At 71.2% G+C, this 21,708-nt stretch carries 17 protein-coding genes; 6 read left to right on the top strand and 11 right to left on the bottom strand.

Annotation, left to right across the window (positions count from 1 at the left end):
* Nucleotides 1–142: 142 nt before the first annotated feature.
* Together LZP97_RS06945 and LZP97_RS06940 are read right to left on the bottom strand one after the other, a co-directional pair.
* A complete protein-coding gene (locus LZP97_RS06945; RefSeq protein WP_040271286.1) occupies nucleotides 143–436 on the bottom strand; it encodes an SHOCT domain-containing protein in 294 nt (97 codons plus the stop codon).
* A gap of 56 nt (nucleotides 437–492) precedes the next feature.
* Entirely contained in the window at nucleotides 493–942 is a 450-nt protein-coding gene (locus tag LZP97_RS06940; RefSeq protein ID WP_048773557.1) for a DUF6325 family protein, read from the bottom strand.
* Nucleotides 943–1,306: 364 nt separating this feature from the next.
* Here LZP97_RS06940 and LZP97_RS06935 point away from each other — a divergent pair, with 364 nt between their 5' ends.
* Nucleotides 1,307–1,699, top strand: coding sequence for a DUF7144 family membrane protein (locus tag LZP97_RS06935; RefSeq protein ID WP_225222415.1), 393 nt, complete (start codon nucleotides 1,307–1,309; stop codon nucleotides 1,697–1,699).
* A 174-nt stretch (nucleotides 1,700–1,873) separates the two neighbouring features.
* Here LZP97_RS06935 and LZP97_RS06930 read toward each other — a convergent pair whose 3' ends face one another.
* From LZP97_RS06930 to LZP97_RS06905, 6 genes are all read right to left on the bottom strand, one after another.
* Nucleotides 1,874–2,716 (bottom strand): shikimate dehydrogenase, encoded by an 843-nt coding sequence (locus LZP97_RS06930; protein ID WP_048773559.1) that lies wholly within the window; start codon nucleotides 2,714–2,716, stop codon nucleotides 1,874–1,876.
* Nucleotides 2,713–4,479, bottom strand: coding sequence for an endolytic transglycosylase MltG (locus LZP97_RS06925; protein WP_048773561.1), 1,767 nt, complete (start codon nucleotides 4,477–4,479; stop codon nucleotides 2,713–2,715). The genes LZP97_RS06930 and LZP97_RS06925 overlap by 4 nt, the downstream gene beginning before the upstream one ends.
* Nucleotides 4,476–5,000 carry a Holliday junction resolvase RuvX gene (gene ruvX, locus LZP97_RS06920; RefSeq protein ID WP_174557569.1) on the bottom strand — a complete coding sequence of 175 codons (525 nt, stop codon included), beginning with the start codon at nucleotides 4,998–5,000 and terminating at the stop codon, nucleotides 4,476–4,478. The genes LZP97_RS06925 and ruvX overlap by 4 nt, the downstream gene beginning before the upstream one ends.
* Nucleotides 5,000–7,666 carry an alanine--tRNA ligase gene (alaS, locus tag LZP97_RS06915; RefSeq protein ID WP_010595169.1) on the bottom strand — a complete coding sequence of 889 codons (2,667 nt, stop codon included), beginning with the start codon at nucleotides 7,664–7,666 and terminating at the stop codon, nucleotides 5,000–5,002. The genes ruvX and alaS overlap by 1 nt, the downstream gene beginning before the upstream one ends.
* A 207-nt stretch (nucleotides 7,667–7,873) precedes the next feature.
* On the bottom strand, nucleotides 7,874–8,974 hold the full coding sequence (locus tag LZP97_RS06910; protein WP_172603565.1) for a cytochrome P450: 1,101 nt from the start codon (nucleotides 8,972–8,974) through the stop codon (nucleotides 7,874–7,876).
* 74 nt (nucleotides 8,975–9,048) lie between these two features.
* A complete protein-coding gene (locus LZP97_RS06905; protein WP_010595172.1) occupies nucleotides 9,049–10,458 on the bottom strand; it encodes a replication-associated recombination protein A in 1,410 nt (469 codons plus the stop codon).
* A 149-nt stretch (nucleotides 10,459–10,607) separates the two neighbouring features.
* Between LZP97_RS06905 and LZP97_RS06900 the strand changes: the two genes are divergently transcribed.
* The 3 genes from LZP97_RS06900 to LZP97_RS06890 all read left to right on the top strand — a co-directional run bounded on the left by LZP97_RS06900 (nucleotide 10,608) and on the right by LZP97_RS06890 (nucleotide 14,034).
* On the top strand, nucleotides 10,608–12,251 hold the full coding sequence (locus LZP97_RS06900; RefSeq protein ID WP_082170408.1) for an alkaline phosphatase D family protein: 1,644 nt from the start codon (nucleotides 10,608–10,610) through the stop codon (nucleotides 12,249–12,251).
* On the top strand, nucleotides 12,248–13,522 hold the full coding sequence (locus LZP97_RS06895) for an alkaline phosphatase family protein (protein WP_082170409.1): 1,275 nt from the start codon (nucleotides 12,248–12,250) through the stop codon (nucleotides 13,520–13,522). The genes LZP97_RS06900 and LZP97_RS06895 overlap by 4 nt, the downstream gene beginning before the upstream one ends.
* An 86-nt stretch (nucleotides 13,523–13,608) precedes the next feature.
* Nucleotides 13,609–14,034, top strand: coding sequence for a CBS domain-containing protein (locus LZP97_RS06890; protein WP_010595175.1), 426 nt, complete (start codon nucleotides 13,609–13,611; stop codon nucleotides 14,032–14,034).
* Nucleotides 14,035–14,173: 139 nt separating this feature from the next.
* Here the strand turns inward: LZP97_RS06890 and LZP97_RS06885 are convergent, their stop codons facing one another.
* On the bottom strand, nucleotides 14,174–15,313 hold the full coding sequence (locus LZP97_RS06885; RefSeq protein WP_082170410.1) for a kinase: 1,140 nt from the start codon (nucleotides 15,311–15,313) through the stop codon (nucleotides 14,174–14,176).
* A gap of 215 nt (nucleotides 15,314–15,528) precedes the next feature.
* Nucleotides 15,529–17,307: an aspartate--tRNA ligase gene (aspS, locus tag LZP97_RS06880; protein ID WP_010595178.1), complete on the bottom strand. Its 1,779-nt coding sequence runs from the start codon at nucleotides 17,305–17,307 to the stop codon at nucleotides 15,529–15,531.
* Nucleotides 17,308–17,452: 145 nt separating this feature from the next.
* Here aspS and ypfJ point away from each other — a divergent pair, with 145 nt between their 5' ends.
* Together ypfJ and LZP97_RS06870 are read left to right on the top strand one after the other, a co-directional pair.
* On the top strand, nucleotides 17,453–18,367 hold the full coding sequence (ypfJ, locus tag LZP97_RS06875) for a KPN_02809 family neutral zinc metallopeptidase (protein WP_010595179.1): 915 nt from the start codon (nucleotides 17,453–17,455) through the stop codon (nucleotides 18,365–18,367).
* An 88-nt stretch (nucleotides 18,368–18,455) separates the two neighbouring features.
* On the top strand, nucleotides 18,456–19,895 hold the full coding sequence (locus tag LZP97_RS06870; protein WP_017681674.1) for a lipase maturation factor family protein: 1,440 nt from the start codon (nucleotides 18,456–18,458) through the stop codon (nucleotides 19,893–19,895).
* Nucleotides 19,896–20,301: 406 nt separating this feature from the next.
* Here LZP97_RS06870 and LZP97_RS06865 read toward each other — a convergent pair whose 3' ends face one another.
* Nucleotides 20,302–21,708, bottom strand: coding sequence for a wax ester/triacylglycerol synthase family O-acyltransferase (locus LZP97_RS06865; protein ID WP_017681676.1), 1,407 nt, complete (start codon nucleotides 21,706–21,708; stop codon nucleotides 20,302–20,304).

Here is a 21,708-nt window from a genome sequence, read left to right as displayed (position 1 = left end):
ATCACGATCGTGCACCTACGATCCGGCCGCACGTACGACTCGGGAAGCGGATGACCGAGACTTCGAGCATGTGGGGCCCGAAGGCGCCGGGACACGCCCGCCCGCAGGATGATTCACCGCGGTCGGGCGTGCCGTCGGCTGGTCAGGAAGCCAGGATTCGGGCCTTCTCGGCTTCGAACTCGGCCTCGGTGAGCACGCCCTGCGCCTTCAGCTCGGCGAGGTCCTTCAATGCGGCGATCCGGTCCGTCCCTCCCTGGCCGGCCGGGGCGGCCGGCGGCGGTGCGGGTTCAGGCGGATACTGCTCGTAGCGTTCGTATTGCGCTTGCTCCTGCCCCGCCCAGCGCTGACCCTGTCGCCGGGATACACGGTTGGAGACGGCGGTGGCGGTTCCCGCCACCACGGCCGTTCGGGCGACGCCCCGCAGCAGTCCGGGCATGACGCACTCCTCTGCATACTCGAAGGATCGACTTAGCCGAATCCCTCTGGCTGTTCTCAGCTTTCGGACTCGATCTGATCCAGGGACGACAGGATACTCTGCACGGGAATCCGGCCCGACGCGACGAGCTGGGCGCCGTTGCGGCGCAGAGCGCGAGCAAAGGGTGCTGCCCACGTGTTCTCGTACACGAGCACAGCCGCCGAACAGCCCGGCTCGAGTGCGGCGCCGGCTTCGGCGAAGTCGGTGTCGTCGAGCAGACCGGAGGCGGCCTCCGCGAACAGCGTGACATCGACCTCGCCCTCGAGCCCGACGTCGGCGATGTCGATCCCGGCGACGGAGCCGTCCGGATCCTTCCGGACGAACGCCAGGTCCAGCACTCGGACGATGCCGCGCTCGACGAGATCGCGCAGCAGGGGCAGCGCCGACCCGTCGGGCGGACGGTCGGCGGGGAACTCGATGACGAGATAGTCGACCGGACCCATCTCGTCGATGTCGGAATCGGTCACCGGGTGCCTCGTTTCAGCGACGGGATCGGTCTTCGGCAGCAGTTCGGGCGGTTTCACGGCGCCACACCCGCATGGTGGCGACGCCGACCGGGGAACGGAGAACCGGTCCACTGCATGTTCGACGATAGCTCGCACATGTCTGCGCGCATCCGGTTTTCGGGCAGGCTGTCTTCGGGCAGGCAACCGGATTGCTCCCGCCTCGTCGCCGAAAGAAGGAGCGCGAGGGGTGCGTGACCGCGCCGATACCGAGAATGGGACGAAAGTCCCTGCTGGACCTGTGCAACCCGGCGCACACTCGACCCGTCAGATCCGTTCGGAGAGGGAGACGACCGTGTCACACAACGTGCATGTCGAACCGGAACCCATGTCCACGAAACAGGCCGTCGCGGCGGGGACGTCGATCGGAGCCGCGGTCATCATGGCCACGATCGGAGTCCTGCAGTTCTTCCAGGGGATTGCGGCGGTCGCCGAGGACGAAGTGATCGTCCAGGGCCAGGAGTACACTTTCAAGTTCGATCTCACGACCTGGGGATGGATCCACATCGTCATGGGTGTCGTGATCGTCGTCGTCGGCATCGCGCTGATCACCGGCGCGACGTGGGCACGGGTGGCGGCCATCATCATCGCCGCGCTGTCCATTCTGGCGAATTTCCTGTGGTTGCCGTACTACCCGTGGTGGTCGATCCTGATCATCGCCTTGGACGTCGTGGTCATCTGGGCGATCTCGACGTGGAACCCCCGGGCCGACTACTACTGACCGCGCCCGGCACCGGGTCGTGCGACGGCGATCCGTCCCGTCGCACGATCCGCGGCGTCGCGCGGGTGGCGTCGATGCAGTCGTTCCTCAGTACTGCATCGACCCCCGCTCCATCGATCACCCCGGATGCGACGACCGTCGCCGGTGCCGGCCGGAGCCGAACCCGCCGCGTCGTCAACCGGCGAGGGCCGCGGCCATCTCCGCCTTCGGTGCAGGACGACCGGTGAACTGCTCGACCTGGCCGAATGCCTGATGCAGCAGCATCTGCAGGCCGCCCACCACGACGGATCCATGCGCCGTGGCGGCCTCGGCGAGCGGGGTGGGCCACGGGTCGTAGATCGCGTCGAGGACGAACGGTGCGCGGCCGAGCTGCTGCGCGTAGGGCGCCGCCGCGGCCGCCGGCACGGTGCTCACGAGCGCACCAGCGCCGGCGCACACGTCCGCGAGTTCCGGGGCGTCGAACGGCAACCAACGCGGCTTCATACCCACCGCCTCGGCGCAGTCGAACGTCTCGGCGGCCCGGACCTCGTTGCGGGCGACGACGGTCACCGAGGTGACCCCGAGCTCGGCGAGCCCCACCAGGGCCGGCCGCGCGGTCCCCCCGGCCCCGACCACCACCGCCGAAGCGCCGGCCAGATCCCCGACGCCGGCGGCGCGCAGCGCGCCGGTGACGCCGTCGACGTCGGTACAGTCGGCCCGCCAGCCGTCCGCGGTCCGCACCAGGGTATTCGCCGAGCCGATCAGCACCGCCCGGTCGGTGCGCTCGGTCGCGAACTCGAGGGCCGCGAACTTGCCGGGCATCGTCACCGACACCCCGACCCACTCGGGGCCGAGTCCCGACACGAGGGCCGGCAACTCCTCGCCCGTGCATTCGATGCGCTCGTAGGTCCAGTCCGTCAGACCCAGTGCCCGGTAGGCAGCCAGGTGAAGCAACGGGGACTTCGAATGCGCGATGGGGCTGCCGAGGACCGCGGCCCTGCGGGCGCCGGTCACGATGTCATCTGCCACTGTCGTCATCTGCCACTGTCGAGGATTCCGCTGTCCAGCGCCTGCTGCGTATTCGTCAGGTGTTCGTCGTAGTTGTCGGCGAACAGGGTCGTGCCCTGAGCGTCGATGGTCACGAAGTACGTCCAGTTCCCCGCCTCCGGGTTCTCCACGGCCTGCAGCGCCTCGATGCTCGGCGACGAGATCGGGGTGGCGGGCAGTCCCGGGCTCGCGTACGTGTTCCAGGGGGTGACCTGCGCCCGGTCGGCATCGGTGGTCGCCAGCTCGGTTTCGTCGAGGGCGTAGTTGACCGTCGAGTCGAACTGCAACGGCTGCCCGATCTCGAGCCGGTTGAGGATCACCCGGGCGACCTTCGAGAAGTCGTCCGGCAGCGCCTCGCGTTCCACGAGGGACGCGGCGACGAGCATCTCGTACGGCGTCAGTCCCACCTTCGCCGCAGCCTGGGTGATACCCGTCTCGTCGTAGCGCTCGGCGCTGGTGGAGACGAGGTACCGGAGTATGTCCGCTGCCCCGGCGCCGGGATCGAAGTCCCAGCGCCCCGCCGCGATGAGTCCCTCGAGCTGCCGGCTGCGGTCGGGCACGTTCGCGACGGCGGCCCGCGCCCATTCCGGCACACCGAGCGCGGCGAGGTCGGTGCTCGCACCCGCGGCGTCGAGTTCCTCGTAGGTCAGACACGTGCGTTGCCCGTCGCGTTCGAGGCAACTGGCCTCCGCGATGAGCGTGTAGATCCCCTTGCGCACGGCACCGGTGTTGACATCGCGGATGTCGTGCAACTGCCGGCCCTCGGAGATCACCAGCGCCCCGACCCGGTTCGCGGGGTCGACCAGCGCGGCGACGGCCTCGCGGGCGGGAAGCTTGCTGGCGATCGAGTAGAAGCCCGGCTGCAACGAGTTCATGCCGGGGTTCTGGACGGCGGCGTTGTAGAAGGCGTCGGAGCTGGCGACGATGTCCGCTTCCTTGAAAGCGGCGCCGATCTGCTCGGCGGTGTCACCCGGGTGCACCTGCACGACGACGGCCGGACCGCCCGCACCGGTGTAATCGGGCGGCAGGTCGGGGCCGGTGAACTTCTGGTAGGCGAAGAACCCGCCGCCGAGGAGCAGAACCAGCACGGCCGCGACGGCGAGCATCCCGACGATCCGGCCGCGCGTGCGGCGGCCCCGGGCCGAGCGGGCGTGGGCCCGGCGGGCCGGGGACATCCCGACGGGCTCGGGGGCGGCACGGTCGGCGGAGTCGGTCCAGTCCCGTCCCGCCGCGGACGTCTCGGTGTGGCCGCGCGGATCGTCGTCGGCCGCGGCGTACCCGAACTGGTCGTAGCCCGACTCGTCGTAGGCGGGCCGCTGCTCGTAGTCGTCGTGTCGGTAGGCGCCCGGCGCGGGGTCGTATCCGTCGTGGTCGCGGGGGTCGTAGTCGGGCGGCTCGTAGCCCTGGGTCTCGTAGGTCCGGGCCTCGAAGACCTGGGTTTCGGAACCCGGCTCGTCGGCGGGATGTCCACCGTAGGGCCGGCGCTCGGGCTGCGACGGGGCGCCGGGGTCGTATTCGTCGAGCCGGTAGACGTGCTCGGTGGTCGGGGCGTCGTCGTAGGGATGCCCACCGGCCGGATGCGGTGGCGGCTCGTAGCGGTGCCCGCCCCCGGTGTGGTCCGGCGGCTGCGAAGCCTCCGTCCCGTGCCGCGGCCGGTACCACTCGTCCTGCTGGGCGGGTTCGAACCCGGGACGATCCCCGGAGACGTGGTTCGCCCCGGTGGACTCGTCGTCCGGCCTCCCGTGCCGGCTCATCGTCCGCTCTCCGGCTTGCCGTCCTCGGCCACGTTCACCACTGCACTCCGCTCGTCCAACCAACCCTGCAAGATGGCGACGGCGGCGGCCTGGTCGATCACCGGCCGCGCACCGCGCGCACTGACTCCGCTCTCGCGGAGGGCCCGCGCCGCAGTGACCGTCGTGAATCGTTCGTCGGCCATCCGCACGGGAATCCCGGTCAGCCGCCGGCGCAACCGTCCCGCGAAATCACGGGCCAGTTTCGCGGCCTTGCCGGGCTCCCCGCGCAGGGTCTGCGGCAGTCCGACGATAACCTCCACGGCCTCGTACTCCGTGACGATGTCCACAATGCGCCGGATATCCGGCGCGTCGGGCCCGCGTTCCTTCGAGCGCGGCACGGTCTCGACCGGGGTGGCCAGGATCCCGTCCGGATCCGACGAGGCGACGCCGATCCGGACACTTCCGACATCGATGCCGATGCGGCGGCCGCGGCCGGGATCGTCGACACCCGGGCGGTCGGGACCGGCGAAGTCGGCCACGATCAGCCGGCCAGCTCGCTGAGCCGGGCGCGGAACGCGGTCAACGCCGCGGGGATCCCGGCGGGGTCGGATCCCGATCCCTGTGCCATGTCGGGCTTGCCGCCGCCGCGGCCGCCGATGACCGGTCCGAAGCTCGAGACCAGGTCGCCGGCCTTGATGCCCTTGGCCTGCGCGGCCTTGGTGGTGGCGACGACGAACGGCACCTTGCCGTCGGCCGAACCGAGCAGCAGCACCACGGCGGGCTCGCTGCCGAGCCGGCCGCGGACGTCGGAGGCGAGGCTGCGCAGGTCGTTGCCGGCCACGCCCTCGGGGGCCGCCTCGGCGACGACGAGCAGATCACCGGTGCGCTGTGCCTTCTCGGCGAACGTGCCGGCCGAGGCGAGCACTGCGGCGGCGCGGGTGCGTTCGAGTTCCTTCTCGGCCGCCTTCAGCCGCTCGACCAGCGATTCGACGCGCGCAGGCACCTCCTCGGAGGGCACCTTCAGGGTCGAGGACAGACCGGCGAGCAGGGCCCGTTCCTTGGCCAGGTGCCGGTACGAGTCCAGGCCGACGTATGCCTCGACACGGCGCACACCCGAGCCGACGGACTGCTCGCCGAGCAGGGTGACGGTGCCGACGTGGGAGGAGTGCTCGACGTGCGTGCCACCGCACAGCTCCATCGAGAACGGGCCGCCGATCTCCACGACGCGGACCTCGTCGCCGTAGTTCTCGCCGAACAGCGCCATCGCACCCATCTTCTTGGCCTTGTCCAGGTCCGTGACGAAGGTGTTGACCGGGTAGTTCGCCGCGACCGCCTCGTTGGTGACGGCCTCGATGTCGGCCTTCTGCTGCTCGCTGAGCGCACCGGGCCAGGAGAAGTCGAACCGCAGGTAGCCCGGCTTGTTCAGCGAACCCGCCTGCACGGCGTTGGGGCCGAGGACTTCGCGCAGCGCGGCGTGGACCAGGTGGGTACCCGAGTGGCCCTGCGTGGCGCCCTTGCGCCAGGACGGGTCGACCTGCACGAGGACGGCGTCGCCCTCGGTGACCTGGCCCTCGAGCACGGTCACCTTGTGCACCCACAGCTGCTTGGCGATCTTCTGGACGTCGTTGACCTTGATGCGCAGGCCGCCGGCGGTGATGGTGCCGACGTCGGCGATCTGTCCGCCGGACTCGGCGTAGAGGGGGCTGCGGTCGAGGATCAACTCGACGTCCTGGCCGGCCTGCGCCGCGTGCAGCCGCTCCCCGCCGGTGATGACGGCCAGCACCGTCGCCTCGGTCACCAGCTCGGTGAAGCCGGTGAACTCGGTGGGGCCGCGGTCGAGCAGTTCCTTGTAGACGGTCAGGTCGGCGTGGGCGTGCTTGCGGGCACGGGCGTCGTCCTTGGCGCGCTGACGCTGCTCGGCCATGAGGGAACGGAAGCCGTCCTCGTCGACGGTCAGGCCCGCCTCGGAGGCCATCTCCAGCGTCAGGTCGATGGGGAACCCGTAGGTGTCGTGCAGAGTGAAGGCTTCGGTGCCACCGAGAACGGACCTGCCCTGCGCCTTCGCGGACTCGACCGCGCCCTCGAACAGCTTGCTGCCGGTGCCCAGGGTCTTGAGGAACGCCGTCTCCTCACCGACGGCGACGGTCTCGATGCGCGAGAAGTCCGTCGCCAGCTCCGGATAGGACGGGCTCATGGTGTCGCGCACGACGGCCATGAACTCGGCCATCGTCGGCGCGTCGGCGCCGAGCAGGCGCGCGGAACGCACGATTCGGCGCAGCAGGCGGCGCAGGACGTAGCCGCGCCCGTCGTTGCCGGGGTTGACGCCGTCGACGATGAGCATGGCGGCGGTGCGGGCGTGGTCGGCGATGACCCGGAAACGCACGTCCGAGGCATGGTCGGCGCCGTAGACGCTGCCGGTGAGCTCGGCGGCCTTGTCGATGACCGGGCGCAGCAGGTCGGTCTCGTAGACGTTCTCGACGCCCTGGAGCAGGAACGCGACTCGCTCGACACCCATGCCGGTGTCGATGTTCTTCTTCGGCAGTGGCCCGAGGATCGGGTAGCCCTCCTTGGCCCCGCCCTCCCCGCGCTCGTTCTGCATGAACACGAGGTTCCAGATCTCGATGTAGCGGTCCTCGTCGGCCTCGGGGCCGCCCGGGGCGCCGTATTCGGGGCCGCGGTCGTAGAAGATCTCCGAGCAGGGGCCACAGGGACCGGGGATGCCCATGGACCAGTAGTTGTCCTTCATGCCGCGGCGCTGGATGCGCTCGGCGGGGACGCCGATCTTGTCGTGCCAGATCGAGTACGCCTCGTCGTCGTCCAGATACACCGTCGCCCAGAGCTTCTCGGGATCGATGCCGTAGCCGCCGTCGTCGACGGAGCCGGTCAGCAACGACCACGCGTGCCCGATCGCCTCTTCCTTGAAGTAGTCGCCGAACGAGAAGTTGCCGGCCATCTGGAAGAACGTGTTGTGCCGGGTGGTGATGCCCACCTCCTCGATGTCGAGGGTGCGCACGCACTTCTGCACCGAGGTCGCGGTGCTGAACGGCGGGGTCTGCTGGCCGAGGAAGTAGGGCACGAACGGGACCATGCCGGCGTTGACGAACAGCAGGTTCGGATCGGCCAGGATCAGCGACGCGCTGGGCACCTCGGTGTGGCCGGCCTTCACGAAGTGGTCGAGAAAGCGCCTGCGGATCTCGTGGGTCTGCACGTCGATGGTCCTCTTTGTCTGACGGTGTGGACTACCGTGCCCGTCCGGACACGGCGAATCGGCCATCGTTCAGCCTATCGCGCCGACGTCGGCGGCCGCCGTGAGCATCCGCCGGGCGTGAGCGAAGTATCGTTCGGCCCTGTCGACCGGCGGCCCGAGGCGGCACAGCGACCGTCGACGGACCGGCTGACACCCGGCGGTACGCGCTCAGTCGAACTGCAGCGGCAGCTTCGCGAATCCGCCGATCGGATAGCGGGCGCGCACGGCGGCGCACCCGTCGGCCGGCATGATCCGCGCGGTGCGGCCGAGCAACTCCTCGAACAGCACCCTCAGCTCGAGCCGGGCCAGCGGGGCGCCCGGGCAGTAGTGCACGCCCCGGCCGTAGACCAGGTTGTCGGCGGGGTCGCGGTCGAGCCGGAACTCGTCGGGGTCACCGAAGACCGCCCCGTCCCGGTTCACCGACGCCCACAGCACCTGTACCCGCGCATCGACGGGCAGCGGGCAACCGGCGACCCGGCGCTCGGCAGTTACCCGGCGGCGGCTGGCGACGAACGGCGGGTCGATCCGCAGGATCTCGTCGCTCGCGGCAACGAGCAGCGTCGGGTCCGCCCGCAGCCGGTCCTGCACCTGGGGGTGGTTCGCCAGGAAGCCGGCGACCACGCCGACGCTCGCGGCGATCGTCGACAGCTCGCCGACGGTCCAGTTGCGCACGATCGAGACGATCTCCTCGTCGCGCAGCGGCCGGCCGTCCACGGTTTCGTGCAGCAGTTCGCCCGTGGGATCGGTGACGGGCTCGCCGCGACGGGCGTCGAGCTGGGCGCGGATGTGGCCGTCGAACTCGACGGCGATCGTCGACAGCGCCGTCCGGTCCCCGGCGCGGGTGGCGCGACGATTCTTCTCCGCCCACGCCCGCAGCGGCGCCCGCAGCGCATCGGGCCAGCCCATGAACGCGCACGTGACGTTGTCGGCGAACGGCTCGGCCAGCACGGACATCACCTCGACCGCGCGTCCGCGGGGCAGTGCGGCGGCCAGTTCGGCGGCGACGGCGCGGCAGGCCGGTTCGAACGCGGCGAGCCGCTCGGCGGTGAAATAGCGGTCGACGACGGCGCGGTACGCGCGGTGCCGTTCCCCGTCGAGTCCGTTGGGGATCTGCAGGTGCCGGGACACGGCATTGGAGAACGTCGCGGGGTCGTCCAGGATCCGCACGGCCTCGGCGTGTCCGAAGACGGTCCAGCTGCGGTCACCGTCGTACGCGATCGGCCCGCGGGCCCGCATCGCGTCGTACCCGGCGACCTGATCCGCCTGCACCGCCTCCGAGCGGGGATCCCACTCCGCGTGCGCCGTGTCGATGGTCGCCTCCTCGCCTCGGTGCCCGGATCACGCTAACGCGCGCCGCGCACGATCCGTCGGAGTTTCGGCACCCGCTGTGCCAGCTCGCGCTCGGCGCCGTGGCCGGTCGGGGTGTAGTAGTCGACGCCGACGAGTTCGTCGGGCGCGTACTGCTGTGCCAGCACGCCGTCGGGGTGGTCGTGCGGGTAGCGGTAGCCGACGGCGTTGCCGAGCTTCTGGGCGCCTGCGTAGTGGCCGTCGCGCAGATGCGCCGGCACCGACCCGGACCGGCCGGCCTTGACGTCGGCGATCGCGGCGCCGAGCGCGGCGGTGACCGCACCCGACTTGGGTGCGGTGGCGATGTGGATGGTGGCCTGCGCCAGGGCGAGCTGGGCCTCGGGCATGCCGACGAGCTGCACGACCTGCGCGGCCGCGGTCGCCGTCTGCAGCGCGGTCGGATCGGCCATGCCGACCTCCTCGCTGGCCTGGATCATCAGCCGCCGCGCGATGAACCGCGGGTCCTCCCCCGCGACGATCATCCGCGCGAGGTAGTGCAGCGCGGCGTCGACGTCGGAGCCGCGCAGCGACTTGATGAACGCGCTCGCGACGTCGTAGTGCTGGTCGCCGTCGCGGTCGTAGCGCACCGCGGCCTTGTCGATGCTCGACTCGACGGTCGGCAGGTCGATCGTCGCGCCCGTACCGCCGCGGTCGAGGGCGGTCTCGGCGGCCGCCTCGAGGGCGGTCAGCGCGCGGCGTGCGTCGCCACCGGCGAGGCGCACCAGGTGCTCGAGCGCGTCGTCGGTGATCTGCACGCTTCCACCGAGGCCGCGTTCGTCGGTGCGGGCCCGCTCGAGCAGGGCCCGGATGTCGTCGGGGCCCAGCGGTTGCAGCTGCAGCACCAGGGAGCGGGACAGCAGCGGGGCAACGACGGAGAACGACGGATTCTCGGTGGTGGCGGCCACGAGCAGCACGATCCGGTTCTCCACCGCGGCGAGCAGCGCGTCCTGCTGGGTCTTGGAGAAGCGGTGCACCTCGTCGATGAAGAGCACGGTCTGCTCGCCGGCGCTCAGGCGGCGACGGGCCAGGTCGATCACGGCCCGCACGTCCTTGACGCCGGCCGACAGCGCGGACAGTGCCTCGAAGCGTCGACCGGTGGCGCCGGAGATGAGGGAGGCCAGGGTGGTCTTGCCGGTCCCGGGCGGGCCGTAGAGCACGACGGACGCGGCGCCGGAGCCCTCGACGAGGCGGCGCAGCGGCGCGCCGGGGGCGAGCAGGTGCTGCTGGCCGACGACTTCGCTCAGGTCGGCCGGGCGCATGCGGGCGGCGAGCGGTGCGTTCGGTCCGCCGCCGCGGGGCGGACGCGCCGCCGGTTGCGCGGGGTCGGGTTCGGGTTCGGCCGGGCGGGGGGCCTCGAACAAGGCGTCCGGGCCGGTGGGTTCCTCCGCTCCGAAGAAGGTGCTCACCCCACGAAGCTACCGTCCCGTCCCGACGGCGGTCCGGGCCGACGGGACCGTGAACCGACCGTGAACGTTCAGGACGTTCGGCTGTGGTGCTTGCTCATCGCCGGGCACGCTGGTCTGATCGTCCGGTGCCCCCCACCGAACCTCGTGCCGTGTCGCGACGGACCGCGCTGCGCGCGGGCGGCGCCGTCCTCGGCGCCGCGGCCCTCGCGGCCGTCTGCGCCTCCCCCGCCTCGGCGCAGAACTCCGTGTTCGCACACGGCGTCGCCTCCGGCGACCCGCTGCCCGACCGGGTGATCCTGTGGACCCGCGTGACCCCCGCCCCGGGCGCCGTGCCGGGTTCCGGCCTCGGCGCGGCGACGGCGGTCCGCTGGGAGGTCGCCACCGACGGCGATTTCCGCGACGTGGTGGCCTCGGGGTCCGTGACCACGTCCCCGGTGTCCGACCACACCGTCAAGGTCGACGCGACGGGCCTGGAACCGGACACCGCCTACGTCTACCGGTTCACCGCCGGCGACGTGTCCTCCCCCGTCGGCCGTACCCGCACCGCGCCGGGGCCGGACACGGACCCGGACCGCCTGCGGTTCGCGGTGGTGTCGTGCTCGAACTGGGAGGCCGGGTTCTTCGGCGTCTACCGGCATCTGGCGGCGCGCCCGGACCTCGATGCCGTCGTGCACCTCGGCGACTACCTGTACGAGTACGGCACGGGCGAGTACGCCGCCGGTGACCGGGTGGTGCGCCCGCACGATCCGCGACACGAGATCGTCACCCTGGCGGACTACCGGATCCGGCACGGCCAGTACAAGAGCGATCCCGACCTGCAGCGATTGCACGCGCTGGTGCCGTGGATCGTGGTGTGGGACGACCACGAGAGCGCCAACGACGCCTGGTCCGGCGGCGCGGAGAATCACGATCCGGCCGTCGAGGGAATCTGGGCGGACCGGCGGGCCGCGGCCCTGCAGGCGTACCTCGAATGGCAGCCCGTCCGGCCGGGCGGCACCACCGACGCGCCCCGGTTGTACCGGCGGCTGCAGTTCGGGAGCCTGGCCGAGTTGTCGATGCTGGATCTGCGCAGCTACCGATCCGAGCAGGTGAACGGGCGCCGCCTCGACGACCCGGAGCGCACCATCACCGGCGCCGAGCAGATGGCGTGGCTGACCGCGGGCGTCGCCAGTTCGGGCACGCGATGGCAGCTCGTCGGGAACCCGGTGATGATCGCACCCGTGCTGCTGCCGCCGCTGGACGAGCGGACCACGGCGGCGCTGACCGCCGTCGCGGGGATCCCGGCTGCGGGGGCGCCGTTCAACGTCGACCAGTGGGACGGCTACCCCGCGGACCGGCGACGGCTGCTCGACGCGATTCGCGCCTCCGGCCGGGACGTGGTGTTCCTCACCGGCGACATCCACTCGTCGTGGGCCGCCGACATCCCTGTCGACGCCGCGAACTATCCGGGCGCAGGCACCGTGGCCACCGAGCTCGTGGTGCCCTCGGTGACCTCGGCGAACATCGACGAGTTGCTCGGCGTCGCGCCGCGCACCGTCTCCCCGTCGATCGAGGCGGCGGTACAGGCGACGAATCGCCACATCGGGTACGTCGAGCTGGATTCGCACGGCTTCGGAATCCTGGACGTGACCGCCGACGCGGTGCAGATGGACTGGTTCTACGTCCTCGATCCGACCGACCCGGGGACCGGCGTGCGGTACGGCACGAGCCGACGGGTCGCAGCCGGCACGCCGCGGCTCGCCCCGGCCGGCCCGCTCGACCCCGGTGCGCACCGCCGGGCGGACCGGCCGTGAGGCGGCCCGCCGGGGCGATCGACCGGCGCACGATGCTCGCGGGCACGGCCGTGCTGGCCGGCGCGGCCCTGATCGGCGCGGCACCGGCGAGGGCGGCCACGTCGGCGCTGGTTCCGGACGCGGACGTGCACGTCCTCGTCGTCGACGGGATGCGTCCGGACGAGCTCGCGCCGGGTCTCACGCCGCATCTCGTGGCGCTCGCCGACGCCGGCACCCGGTACACCGCGGCCCGGGCGATTCCGGTGGCCGAGACGCTGCCCAACCATGCGGCGATGATGACCGGTGTGCTGCCGCACCGGAACGGGGTGCCCGCGAATTCGGTCTTCGACCCGGCGCTCGGACGCACCCGGGACCTGGATCGGCCGGCCGACCTGCGCGCCGCCACGGTGCTCGACCGGTTGTCCCGCGAACTGGGGTTGACGACGGCGAGCGTGCTGTCCAAGCGGTACCTGCACGGCTTGTTCGGCGGTCGCGCGTCGGTGGCGTGGGATCCGGTGCCGCTGCTCCCGCTCACCGAGCACGCCCCGGACCGGTTCACGGTCGACGCGCTGATCTCCGTGGTGGACGAGCGGTCTCCGCGGTTCACGTTCACCAATCTCGGCGACGTGGACCGCGTCGGGCACCTGGACGTGCTCGGCGCGTCACTGCGGCTCGCCCGGACGGCGGCGCTGCGCTCGGCGGACGAGCAGGTGGCGCGGTTCGTCGAGTTCCTGCGCGCGACAGGGCGGTGGGAACGCTCGGTGCTGATGGTGCTGGCCGACCACGGGATGGACTGGTCGGCGCCGGACCAGGTGATCGGACTCGTCGACGTGCTCGGCGCCGACCCGCTGCTCGCCGGCTCGGTGCGCACCGCGCAGAACGGTGGCGCGAACCTGCTGTACTGGGTCGGCGATCCGGCGGCCCGTCTCGAGGCGGTCGCGCGGATGCGGGAGGTGACCTCCGCCGTGCCGGGCGTGGCCGAGTTGTACGCGGGAGCGGATCTGGGTCTCGGGGCGGCCGCGGGCGATCTGGTCGCGCTGTGCGACGCGGGGTGGCGGTTCTCCGATCCGAGCCCGCTGTCGAATCCGATCCCGGGCAATCACGGTCACGCCGCGACCGTCGAGATCCCGTTCTTCGTCGCCGGCGGGCACGCCAGCCTCCGCCGGGGCTCGACGGTCTCCGAGCCCGTCCGCACCCTCGACGTCGCCCCTACGGTCGCGGCGCTGTTCGGGCTGGCCGAGCCGCCGGGCGGCTGGGACGGCCGCGCGGCGACGCACGCCTTCGCCGGGTGACTTCGATGGCCCCTCCCCCCTTCCACCGCCCGCCGCCGCGCGTGACAATGGAAGGGCAGTAACCGTTTTCAACGGAGGAGGCAGTGATGACCACCGCACGCGACATCATGCACCGTGACGCGGTCTGCATCGGTGAACACGACACCCTCGAGACCGCGGCCCGGCGGATGCGGGAACTGGATATCGGCGCGTTGCCGATCTGCGGCGACGACAATCGGCTCCACGGCATCATCACCGACCGCGACATCGTGCTCGAGTGCGTGGCAGCGGGCGGCGACCCGCGTTCGATGACGGCCGGTGCGCTCGCCCACGGCAAGCCCTACGTGGTCGACGCGGACGCGGACGTCGGCCGGGTCCTGACGGTGATGGAGGAACACCGCATCCGCAGGCTGCCCGTCGTCGAGGAGCATCGGCTGGTGGGGATGATCAGCGAGGCCGACCTGGCCGTGCATCTGCCCGAGTCGGAGGTGGGCCGGTTCGTCGAGGCGATCTGCGCACGCACCGCGCCGTGACCCTTCGAGCGTCCCGCGCCGTGACCCTTCGAGCGTCCCGCTCCGTGACCCTTCGAGCGTCCCGCTCCGGAGCCCTTCGAGCGTCCCGCTCCGGAGCCCTCCGAGCCTCCCGCGCCGGGGCGCTCCGGGCGTGGTGTGGTCAGTCGCCGACGCGCCGCTCGAGCCGGTCGAGGACGTCCCGGGCATGCCCGGCGACGTCGTCGTGTCCGGCGTCGCCGGCGAAGTCGGCGAGCAGCGACCAGCGGGTGCGCAGCGCGTCGGTCCACGGCACGGACAGATGGTGGTCACGCACCGCAGCGATGCGGGCCGGGTCCTCGGGAACGAACAGGTAGGTGCTCAACCACACCCACGCGAGTTGTGCGTCGAGCAACCGCTCGGCGAGCACCTCGTCGAAGCCGAGCGAGGGCCACATGCCCACCACCTCGGCGCGCCACGCGTCGGCCATCGCGCGGGCCCGCTCGAGGGTGAGCGGTGCCTTGCACAGGCAGGCCGGGAAGGAGGTCAGGGCATAGGCGATGTCGAGGGTGGCGTCGCGGAAGCCGCCCCATTCGTAGTCGAGGAACTGCACGCCCTCGTCCCCGACGACGATGTTGTCCGGGCACAGATCCGAGGGACTGAACGCCCGGAACCGGCCGGCGGTGAACAGCTTCGCGGCCCGCTCGGCGCGGTCGATTACGCTCTGCGGCACCTCGAGCCCGAACTCGGTGGCGAAGCGGTCCGGCACCCCGCGGAGCGCGCCGGTGGCCTGCTCGACGACGGCGTCGGCGAAGTGCGCCACCTCGGCGCGACGCAGCAGCGCGGCGAAGTCCTCGTCGCGCCCGACGGTCGCGGCGTGCATCCGGCCGAGGGCCTGGGCGAAGGCCATGAGGGTGTTGGTGACCGTGTCGGTGTCGTCGCTGCGCAGCAGTGTCGCGATCGGAGTGGCGTCGCCGAGATCGCTGAGCACGAGCAGACGGGATTCGAAGTCGTAGGCCAGGAGTTCGGCGCCGGGCCGGTCGTCCTTGGGCAGGGCGGTAGCGAACTGGTAGGACACCGCCTCCCGGAGGAACGCGACCTCGTCGTCGGTGGCGGCACCGCGGAAACCCACCTGCCGGTTCGCGCGTGGCGGCACCTGCTTGAGCACGAGGGTGCGCGGCAGGGAGAACGGGTTCGCCGCGACCCGCACGCGCAGGACCACCGAGCGGCCGCTGCCGCCGAGATCCACCGGATCGGCCAAGGTCACGGGTGCGCCGGTGCGCCGGGTCAGCAGCTTCTCCGCCGCCTCCACCACTTCCGACATGGGCTCCGCCAATGTTGCAGTCATCGCCTGACAATCTACCCGGTTCGGACGACGATCAGTTCGTGCACGAACCGCATCTTGACCGAAACGTGCGTGGGCAGCACGAACGGATGCCGGTCCCGTGACCCGGTGCACCGGGTCCGGCGACGGCCGGTGCCCCGGGGGCGCCACCCGGGGATCCCGGGCGGCGCCACCGGGACGGCTCCGCCGTCCTCTTACTTCCCGGCCGGCTTCGGCTCCGGCTTGAAGTCGATGCCCGAGTCCTTGCGCTGTTCGGCGGTGATGGGCGCCGGAGCGTCGGTCAGCGGATCGACGCCACCCCCGGACTTCGGGAACGCGATGACCTCGCGGATCGAGTCCGCGCCGGCGAGCAGGGCGGTGATGCGGTCCCAGCCGAAGGCGATGCCGCCGTGCGGCGGCGCGCCGTACTTGAACGCCTCGAGCAGGAAGCCGAACTTCTCGTTCGCCTCCTCCTCGGAGATTCCCATCACCTTGAACACCCGCTGCTGGACGTCCATGCGGTGGATACGGATCGAGCCGCCGCCGATCTCGTGACCGTTGCACACGATGTCGTACGCGTAGGCGAGCGCCGAACCGGGGTCGGTGTCGAACGTGTCGAGGTGCTCGGGCATCGGCGAGGTGAAGGCGTGGTGCACCGCGGTCCACGCGGAGGTGCCCAGCGCCACGTCGCCGGACGCGGTGGCGTCGGCGGCCGGCTCGAACAACGGGGCGTCGACGACCCACACGAACTTCCAGTCGTCGGGATCGATGAGATCGAGCTTGCGGGCGATCTCGCCGCGCGCGGCACCGAGCAGCGCACGCATGGGCTTGGTGGGGCCGGCGGCGAAGAAGATGCAGTCCCCCGGCGCTGCACCGACGTGCGCGGCCAGCCCGGCCCGCTCGGTGTCGGTGAGGTTCTTCGCGACCGGTCCGGACAGCTCGCCGTCCTCACCGACCAGTACGTACGCCAGGCCCTTCGCACCCCGCTGCTTGGCCCACTCCTGCCAGGCGTCGAGCTGGCGCCGCGGCTGGCTCGCACCGCCGGGCATGACGACCGCACCGACGTACTCGGCCTGGAAGACCCGGAAGGTGGTGTCCTTGAAGAACTCCTTGCACTCGACCAGTTCGAGACCGAAACGCAGGTCGGGCTTGTCCGAGCCGAAGCGGCGCATCGCCTCGGCGTAGGTCATGCGCGGGATCGGTGTGGTCAGCTCGTGGCCGATCAGGCGCCACAGCGCGTGCAGGATCTCCTCGGCGAGCAGGATCACGTCGTCCTGGCCCACGAAGGCCATCTCGATGTCGAGCTGGGTGAACTCCGGCTGACGGTCGGCGCGGAAGTCCTCGTCCCGGTAGCAGCGGGCGATCTGGTAGTAGCGCTCGATGCCGCCGGCCATCAGCAGCTGCTTGAACAGCTGCGGCGACTGCGGCAGCGCGTAGAAGCTGCCGGGCTGCAACCGGGCCGGCACCACGAAGTCGCGTGCGCCCTCGGGGGTGGAGCGCGTCAGCGTCGGAGTCTCGACCTCCACGAAGCTGTGGTGGGCGAGCACGGCACGCGCGGCGGCGTTGACCTTGCTGCGGAGCCGGATCGCCTTGCCGGGGCCCTCGCGTCGCAGGTCCAGGTAGCGGTACTTGAGGCGGGCTTCCTCCCCGACCTGGTCGTCGAGCTGGAACGGCAGCGGTGCGGCCTCGTTGAGCACCTCGAGCTGCGTCGCGTTCACCTCGACGGCGCCGGTGGGGATGTCGAAGTTCTGGTTGCCCTCGGGGCGGACCTCGACGACCCCGACGACCTTGATGCAGTACTCGGCGCGCAGACGGTGTGCCTGCTCGAGGACGTCGCCCTCGCGGAAGACGACCTGCGACACGCCCGACGCGTCGCGCAGGTCGATGAAGATCACCCCGCCGTGGTCGCGGCGCCGGGCCACCCAGCCGGTGAGGGTGACGGTCTGCTCGGCGTGCTCGGCTCGCAACGAGCCGGCGAGATGGGTGCGCAGCACGGAATTCCTTTCGAAACAACTTTGGCGAGGGACGTCGTCGCTGCAATCCTACGAAAGGCACATATCCGCCGAGGACACCCGTACCCGATCGGCCGTGCCAAGCTGAACCGGTCGGTCACCCTGCGACGAGAAAGCGAAGGCGGCGATGACGTTCAACGAGGGCGCGCGGATGGAGGGCGGCCGGATCCAGCTCGGCGGCGGGGGCAGCCCCGGCGGGCGGATCGCGATCGGCGGTGGCGCCGGCGGCCTCGTGGTGCTGATCCTGGCACTGCTGTTCGGGGGTGACCCCGGTTCCCTGCTCGGCAGCGGCGCCCCGGAGCAGTCCGGACAGTACGGTTCGGGCACCCTCGAGGGCTGCGAGACGGGTGCGGACGCCAACGCGAGCGTCGACTGCCGCGTCCAGTTCACCGTCGGCAGCCTCGACGCGGTGTGGGAACAGCAGCTCGGTCGGCAGACCGGCGTCGAGTACGTCCGGCCCGACGTCGTGCTGTTCTCCGGCGCGGTCGCGACGGGCTGCGGCAACGCCACGAGCGACGTCGGGCCGTTCTACTGCCCGGCCGACCGGACCGCGTACTTCGACACCAGCTTCTTCCAGGATCTGGTCACCCGGTTCGGTGCCAACGCGGGCCCGCTCGCGCAGGAATACGTCGTCGCGCACGAGGTGGGTCACCATCTGCAGAACCAGCTCGGCGACCTCGGCCGCGCGCAGGCCGATCCGCGTGGCGCCGACTCCGGGGCGGTCCGCACCGAACTGCAGGCCGACTGCTACGCCGGCGCGTGGGCGTACCACGCCGACAAGCAGCCGGATCCGAACACCGGGGAGCCGTTCCTGCAGCCGCTCAGCGACCAGGACATCCGCGACGCCCTGTCGGCGGCCTCCGCCGTCGGCGACGACCGGATCCAGGCCTCCGCCGGCGGGCGGGTCAACCCCGAGGGCTGGACGCACGGCTCGTCCGAACAGCGGCAGAAGTGGTTCCTCGCCGGGTACACGACGGGGCAGATCGCGGCGTGCGACACGTACACGGCGCGGGACCTGGACAACCCGCCGGCGCTGCGCTGACGCCGCCTCGCACCGCGGGGATTCCGTACCCGGAACGCGGTGCGCGTGCCATGCTCGAGGGGTCCGCACCGGTACGAGGTGACCTGCCGTGGAATGGTACGACGCCGAGGGGTATTCGCTGGGACGGTTGCTGTGCACGCGCGCGCTCGCCCTGGTCTACCTCGTCGCGTTCCTCGTGGCGCTCAATCAGTTCCGGGCGCTGCTCGGATCCGCCGGCCTGACGCCGATCCCCCGCTTCCTGAGCGCGACGTCGTTCGGGCGTGCCCCGAGCGTGTTCCACCTGCGCTACTCGGACCGTCTCTTCGCGGCGGTCGCCGGTCTCGGCGCGGTCCTGGCCGCCGCGACGGCCCTCGGGGTGACGGACCGGCTGCCGCTGATCGCCTCGATGCTCGTCTGGTTCCTGATGTGGCTGCTGTACCTGTCGATCGTCAACGTCGGTCAGGTCTGGTACTCGTTCGGCTGGGAATCGTTGCTGCTCGAGACCGGATTCCTGGCGATCTTCCTCGGCAACGCGGACACCGCCCCGCCGCTGCTCGGCCTGATCCTGCTCCGCTGGCTGCTGTTCCGGCTCGAGTTCGGCGCGGGCCTGATCAAGATGCGCGGCGACCGGTGCTGGCGGGACCTGACGTGCCTGTACTACCACCACGAGACCCAGCCGATGCCGGGGCCGCTGAGCTGGTACTTCCATCGTCTGCCGAAGCCGCTGCACCGGGTCGAGGTGGCCGGGAACCATGTCACCCAGCTGGTGGTGCCGTTCTTCCTGTTCGCGCCGCAGCCGATCGCGGGGATCGCGGCGTCGATCATGATCGTCACCCAGCTGTGGCTGGTGGCCAGCGGGAACTTCTCCTGGCTGAACTGGCTGGCGATCGTGCTGGCGCTGTCGGTGATCCCCGACGACTGGTGGGAGCGTCTGCTGCCGCTCGAGCCGGGCACGGGGTACGGGCCGACACCGACGGTGTTCGTGGCCGCGGTCCTGGCGCTGACCGGGGCGGTCGCGGTGCTGAGCTACCTGCCGGTGCGGAACATGCTCTCCCACCGGCAGGCGATGAACGCCTCGTTCAATCGATGGCACTTCGTCAACACCTACGGTGCGTTCGGCAGCATCACCCGGCACCGGCACGAGGTGATCGTCGAGGGCACCTCGGATCGGGACGTCGGTCCCGGCACCGTGTGGCGTGAGTACGAGTTCAAGGGCAAGCCCGGCGACGTGCACCGCCGGCCCCGTCAGTACGCGCCGTACCACCTACGGCTGGACTGGTTGATGTGGTTCGCTGCGCTGTCCCCCGACTACGCGCGGTCCTGGTTCGGGCGGCTGCTCGAGAAGCTGCTCACCAACGACGAGCACGTGACGGCGTTGCTGCGCCGTAATCCGTTTCCCGACGAGCCGCCGCGGTGGGTGCGGGCCCGGTATTTCAGTTATCGGTACACCACGCGGCGCGAGCGCCGGGAGACCGGCGCGTGGTGGGTGCGTGAATACATCACCGAGTACATGCGACCGGTGACCCTGGCCGAGGGCGACGTCGGCTGAAACTGCCGCGACGGCGACGTTACCGATTGTTTGTTTTCCGAAATCGAGATATTTACCCGCGGGAATTCACAAGAAGGCGGCCTGCGGTTGTGCAACCGCAGGCCGCCTGCTCGTCGAGTCGAGCCTACGCAGCAGCCTCGGAGCTGCCGGCGGCCTCAGCCGAACCCGAGAAGAAGTCGAGCGCGTCGAAGAGCGTCGACACGGCGTCGAAGAATTCGCTGAGGAAAGCGAGGTCCATTAGGTAACTCCATTTCTGATGCTGTACACGGCGGTGCGGGTCGCGCACCGGCTCAATTGTTACCGGAGGCTCCGAGCGTCTGCAATTCGAGACACAATCCGGCAGATACGACGTTCCGCGGAATTCCCGCAATACGGACCGCGGTGGCAATGCCCGTCGCGTCGCAATTCACGCAGGTCGTCCCGCTTCGGGGCGCGCAATCGGCGCCGCACACAATTCGTCGACGGCGGCGGAGAATCCTTCGGCCACGATCTCGAGATCGGGAACGAGCACCGCGTCCGCAACCAGATCGATATTCAGCCGGCCCGCGTAGGAGAGGACGCCGACGGCGAGCCCGACATTGCCCTGCACCACCCCGATCTGGAACATCTCGCGGATGCGGGCACCGACGAAGTGCAGCGGCACGGGCGGGCCGACCAGATTGCTGACGAACAGGTTCACCAGTCGTTGACGCCGCATGACCCGCACCGTCCAGCGCTGGAGCAGCCGGCCCCCGGGCTGCAGCGGCGGCTCCCGCCGGAGCCGGGCCGTCTCGCGGGCAATCGCCGCGAGGCGGGCGGCGACCGATCCGGCGCCCACCGGAAGGGCCACGAGCAGGATCCCGACCCGATTTCCCGGGCTCCGGTCCTCGGCGGTACGCAACGACGCCGCCACCGACGCCGTCAGCACCAGGTCCGGGTCGCGTACGCCGCGTGCGTCGAGGAGGCGCCGCACGCCGGCCGCGACGGCGGCGAGTACGACGTCGTTGACCGTCGCTCCGTGCGCGTGGGCGACGCGACGGATCTCGGCGAGGTCGCAGCGCACCAGGCTCAGCCGGCGGTGTGGTCCGACGGGACCGTCGAACGGTACCCTCGGGGCCTTGCTGCGCCGCACGAGCGCGCGCACCTGCCGCATCCGCAGGGCGGCCCGTCGCGCCGCCACCGTCGGCCGCACCGCCCGGATCCGATGCCGCGCGGCCGTGGTCCGGCGGCGCAGGTTGTCGCGGACGAGGGCGTGCACCGAGGGCACCTGCACCGGGGTGGGCACGGGAACCTGCCCCTCGTCGGCCGGCCCCTCGTCGGCCGGCACGGAGGCGGTGTCGAGGAGCGCGCCGAACAGTTCGAGGGCGGCGATACCGTCGGCGACCACATGGTGCAGCCGCACGAGCAGCGCGATCGTCTCGTCGTCGCGACCGGTGAGCAGCCACATCTCCCACAGTGGCCGCGACCGGTCGAGGCGCGGCTCGTCGAGTTCCGCGCACGCGCGCACCAGGGCTGCCTCGTCGCCGGGCGCGGGCAGGGCGCGGGTCCGGACGTGGTACGAGATGTCGAAGCGCGGGTCGTCGACCCACACCGGCGGTCCGGCACCCGGCGGCGGCCGGTGCAGCCGCTGGCGCAGCCGCGGTGCTCGACGGGTGCGGCGCTCGACGTGGTCGCGGATCGCCGCCAGGCGGAGCCGTCCGGCTGCATCGCACAGCGGCGTCCCGTCCACGACGACGAGCGCCGCCACGTGCATCGGCACCCCGCGGTCCTCGACGCGCAGGTTGCCCACGTCGAGCGGACTCAGCCGCTCGAACCGGGGCCGCTGCTCCGCCAT

Origin of the sequence: Rhodococcus sp. DMF-1 (genome assembly GCF_021441945.1) — a bacterium.
Classification (GTDB): Bacteria; Actinomycetota; Actinomycetes; order Mycobacteriales; family Mycobacteriaceae; genus Rhodococcus; species Rhodococcus ruber.
Note: the sequence above shows the minus strand (reverse complement) of the source record. Positions and strands in the feature narration are given on the sequence as shown.